Below are 4,204 nucleotides of genomic sequence, written 5' to 3'. Positions count from 1 at the left end.
TCGGCGTCGGGGCCTTCAACGAAGTGGAACATTTCCCGTTCCGGCGAGCCCGGGCCGGCCGCGAGGGCCGCCTGGAACAGCGGATGCTCCGAGGAGCAGTGGTTGGGGACAACGTCGAGCAGGATCCGCAGTCCCAGCGCGTGCGCTTTGGAAAGCAGCGAGTCGAACTGTTCCATGGTGCCGAACAGCGGGTCCACGCCGCAGTAGTCGGTCACGTCATAGCCCTGGTCCACCTGCGGGGAGGGCTGGAACGGGGTCATCCAGATACCGTCGACGCCGAGCGCGGCGATGTACGGCAGCCGGGCGATGAGCCCGGCGAGATCGCCCACGCCGTCGCCGTCGCCATCGGCGAAGGAGCGCGGATAGACCTCGTAGATCACGGCGGACTGCCACCAGTCAGGGACCGGCGCGAGGGCGGTTTCCTCGACACGGCCTGCCGGCGAGACAGAGCTCATTTGCTCGCTCCCGCGGTGAGGCCTTCGACGATCCGTCGCTGGAAGATCAGCACCATAATGACCAACGGTACGGTGACGATCACGCCGGCGGCCATCTGTTCGCCGAAGGGTGCCTGAAATTCGGTGGCGCCGGTGAACTTGGAGATCGCGACCGTGGCTGTCTGGATTTTGGGATCGTTGATCATGGATAGCGCGATGATGAACTCGTTCCAGCTGTGGATGAAGGTCAGGATCGCGGTGGTGAAGACGCCAGGCGCGGCGAGCGGGAGCAGGACCCGGCGGAACGCCTGCCACTTGGTGCAGCCGTCAATCATGGCGGCTTCCTCGAGGTCGAACGGCAGGGCCTTCATGAACGTGGTGAGGTTCCAGACCGCCAGCGGGATCGCGAAGGACAGGCTGGGCACGATCATCGCCTGGTAGGTGTTGATCCAGCCGAGGTCGGTGAAGAGGCGCAGCAGTGGCACCACCACGGAGATGCCGGGGAACATCGACGTCGCGATGATCACGCCCAGGATCACCGACTTGAAGCGGAAGTTCAGCCGGGAGATCGCGTAGGCCGCGAAGACGCCGAGGAGCAGGGCGAACACCGTGGTGGTGCCGGCCACGATCAGGGAGTTCAGCAGGGCCTGGCCGAACATTGTGGAGCCGTCGAACACCTTGGCGTAGTTCTCCAGTGAGAACGGCGCCGGCAGCAGGGTGTTGTCGAAAATGTCGGCGGTGCGGCGCAGGCTGGAGACCAGCATCCAGTAGAACGGCGCCAGACAGTAGGCGAAGATCAGTGCCAGGCCCAGGTACACCGAGTAGGAGCGCCACGTGCGCTGCGCTTTCGGTTTTCCGGGTACGACGGCGGTGCTCGCGTCGGGCGCGACGACGCCGGGCGCGACGGCGCCGGAGTCGGTGGCGGCGTTGCGGAGGTCGGAGATGGTCATCGGGTGGCCTCGGCCTTCTTCTGTTCAGCGATTTCCAGTTCAGAGATTGCCAGCGTGCGGGTCGCCTTGGTGCGGGACTTCTTCGAGATCAGCTTCAGTTCCTTGGCTCCGGTGACATCGGCGCCGAGCACCTTCACGAACACGATCGCGACGACGGCGACGTAGAGGAAGAGCATGATCGCGAACGCGGAGGCCGAGCCGTAGCGGAGCTGGTTGGATTCGTCCCAAGCGAGCATGGAGAGGGTTTCCACGGATTCCTTGCCCGGCCCGATCAGCACGAAGGGCAGATCGAACATCCGCAGCGCGTCGAGCATGCGGAACAGCACGGCGACCAGCAGGGTGGGCTTGACCAGCGGGAGGGTGATGGAGCCGAGCTGGCGCCACCAGCCGGCGCCGTCAATCTTGGCCGCCTCGTAGACTTCGCCGGGGATGACCTGCATGCCGGCGAGGACCAGGAGGCCGATGAACGGGGCGGTCTTCCAAACTTCGGCGATGATGATGGCCGCGCGGGAAGCGTTGCCCTCGGCGGTCCAGAGGATTTCGCTGCCGAGCAGGGTGTTGGCGATGCCGTCGGACTGGAAGATCCAGCGCCACAGCAAGCCGGACACGGCGGTGGGCACGGCCCAGGGGACCAGGATGCTGGCGCGCAGGAAGGACCGGCCGCGGAAGGCGCGGTTCATGGCCAGGGCCAGGCAGAGGCCCAGGACGGTCTCGAGGAACACCGTGGTGACGGTGAAGAAGGTGGTGTTCCCGAGCGCGTTCAGGAAGCGCCGCCCGGTTTCGCCGACGAAGAGGTCGGCGTAGTTGGCCAGGCCCACGAAGGATTCGACGTCGGCGACGAAGCCGTCCGCGTCCAGCCCGGATTCGGCGCGGTAGAGGGACTGGTGCACCGCGGCGAGCAGCGGGTACACGATCACCAGGGCCAGCACCAGGATGGTGGGGGAGAGCAGCAGCGCGGCCATGCGGCCTTCGCCGGCGGTGCGGTTGCCGCGGTGGCCGCGTTTGCGCGGGCTGGCTGGTTGGGGCGTGCCGGTCTGCGCGCCCGCGGGCGGGGCGGTCGTCGTCGTCATTCTGGGAACCTCACTGGGATTGCAGCTGCCGCGCCGGCCGGAGTGAACCGGCCGGCCAAGCTGGCGCTACGGGGCGGAGTTACTTGGCGGAGAGCTCGGTGAGCTTGGCCTGCATGTCGTTCAGGGCCGTGTCCGTGTCCTTCTTACCGGTGATGGCCGCGTACGCCTCTTCCTGGATCGCCTTGGTGGTGGCGCCGTACTGGACCACCTTGGGGCGGGGCTGGGCGTTGTTCAGCGAGGTCAGCAGGGTGGGGAAGAACGGGCGCTTGGCGACGACGGCGGGGTCCGCGTAGAGGGAGGAGTACGCCGGGGCGCGGGAGGACAGGGCGAGGCGCTTCTTGGCCTGCTCCTCGCTGGTGAAGAACTTGATGAACTCCAGGGCGGTGGCCTTGTTGGCGGTGAAGGGCGAGATGGCGAGGCTGCGGCCGCCGAGCGTGGAGACGCCGGGGCCGTCGGTGCCCGGGATGGAGGTGATGCCGAACTTGCCGGCTACCTTGCTGGAGCCGTCCGTGGCGCTCAGGGAGGCGTGCAGGAAGGGCCAGTTGCGCAGGAAGACCAGCTTGCCGTCCTGGAACGCGCGGCGGCCCTGCTCCTCGAGGTAGGTGATCGCGTCGGACGGGAAAAGGCCGTCCTTGAAGCCGTCCACCAGCAGATTCAGGCCCTTCTTGGCCTGGGGGGTGTTGACGGTGGGCTTGCCCTCGGCGTCCACCACGGTGCCGCCGGCGGAGGCCACGGCCTCGGAGAAGTTGACCGTGAGGGCCTCGTTCTTGTCGAACTGGCCGGCGTAGCAGGACATGCCTGCGGCATGGGGAAGGGCCAGGATCGCCTTGCAAGCGGTCTTCATCTCGTCCCAGGTCTTGGGCGGGGCGGCGATGCCGGCGGCCTTGAGCAGATCCGAGCGGAAGTAGAACAGCGCGCCGTCGGTGTAATACGGGGCGCCCACGAGGGTGTCCCGGTACGTGGCGGCGTTGACCGTGGCGGGGATCATCTTGTCCGTGGGGATCGCGTCCGCGGGCAGCGGCAGGATCCACTTGTTCGCGGCGAACTCGGAGGTCCAGACGACGTCGAGGTTCAGCACGCTGAAGGTGTCCGACTTGATCTGGGCGTTCTGGATGAGCTGCTGGCGCTGCTGGTCCGCGGAGTCGGGCAGTTCGATGAACGTGACCTTCTCCTCCGGGTGGGCGGCGTTCCATTCCTCGATGCTCTTGTTCGCGGCACCCGAGGCGTCGCGGTTGGAGACGTAGTTGATGGGGCCCTTGCCCTCGAAGGACGCGGCGGCCTTCGGGGCGCTCTTCGCATCCGTGGCGGTTCCGCCGCAGCCGGTGAGGGCGACGGCGGCGACGGTCAGGGATGCGGTGGTGGCGAGAAGAGTCTGCCAGGTGCGGCGGCGCTGCCTCATATGTTGCTCCTTGTTCGTTGGGGTGGTGCGAGTGGGTGGTGCGGGTGGTTTGGTGCGTGCGGAATCGCGGCGGGTCGCTTGGTGGCACGGGGGAGTGCCGGCTGTCGCCGGGGGTGGTGGTGTTTGGGGTCTTGGCTAGCTCAGTGGGGCTTGGGTGCCGACTTGTTCGCCGGGCGGCGCCGGGGTCCGCGGTGTTGGATTGGGAGGCGCGGTGGAGCCGCGCTCGATCAGCCGGTGCGGCATGATCTTCGGCCCCAGGTCGCGGGAGCGGAGCAGCTTTTTCACGGCCATCCGTCCCATGTCCTCGAGCGGCTGGGCCATGGTGCTCAGCGGCGGGTTCACGTGCAGGGG

At 67.3% G+C, this 4,204-nt stretch carries 4 protein-coding genes and 1 pseudogene; all 5 read right to left on the bottom strand.

Annotated features, from left to right (window positions below; genetic code table 11):
• Nucleotides 1-455, bottom strand: a 455-nt coding sequence (locus tag AC1D0A_RS21825) for an alpha-amylase family glycosyl hydrolase (RefSeq protein WP_476946827.1), incomplete at its 3' end; no start/stop codon positions are given.
• Complete coding sequence (locus AC1D0A_RS21820) at nucleotides 452-1,384, bottom strand: carbohydrate ABC transporter permease (RefSeq protein ID WP_476946826.1); 933 nt, start codon at nucleotides 1,382-1,384, stop codon at nucleotides 452-454. The genes AC1D0A_RS21820 and AC1D0A_RS21825, both read right to left, overlap by 4 nt.
• A complete protein-coding gene (locus AC1D0A_RS21815) occupies nucleotides 1,381-2,454 on the bottom strand; it encodes a carbohydrate ABC transporter permease (RefSeq protein ID WP_476946825.1) in 1,074 nt (357 codons plus the stop codon). The genes AC1D0A_RS21820 and AC1D0A_RS21815 overlap by 4 nt, the downstream gene beginning before the upstream one ends.
• A gap of 79 nt (nucleotides 2,455-2,533) precedes the next feature.
• Entirely contained in the window at nucleotides 2,534-3,853 is a 1,320-nt protein-coding gene (locus AC1D0A_RS21810) for an ABC transporter substrate-binding protein (RefSeq protein WP_476946824.1), read from the bottom strand.
• 135 nt (nucleotides 3,854-3,988) lie between these two features.
• A pseudogene (locus AC1D0A_RS21805) lies at nucleotides 3,989-4,204 on the bottom strand (hypothetical protein); the annotation flags it as partial.

It is taken from the genome of Arthrobacter sp. P1_D4, assembly GCF_056406115.1.
Note: the sequence above shows the minus strand (reverse complement) of the source record. Positions and strands in the feature narration are given on the sequence as shown.

What these genes read in the sequence shown, in the direction of transcription:
- AC1D0A_RS21820 (WP_476946826.1), bottom strand. Translation starts at nt 1,384, where the DNA reads ATGACCATCTCCGACCTCCGCAACGCCGCCACCGACTCCGGCGCCGTC.
- AC1D0A_RS21815 (WP_476946825.1), bottom strand. Translation starts at nt 2,454, where the DNA reads ATGACGACGACGACCGCCCCGCCCGCGGGCGCGCAGACCGGCACGCCC.
- AC1D0A_RS21810 (WP_476946824.1), bottom strand. Translation starts at nt 3,853, where the DNA reads ATGAGGCAGCGCCGCCGCACCTGGCAGACTCTTCTCGCCACCACCGCA.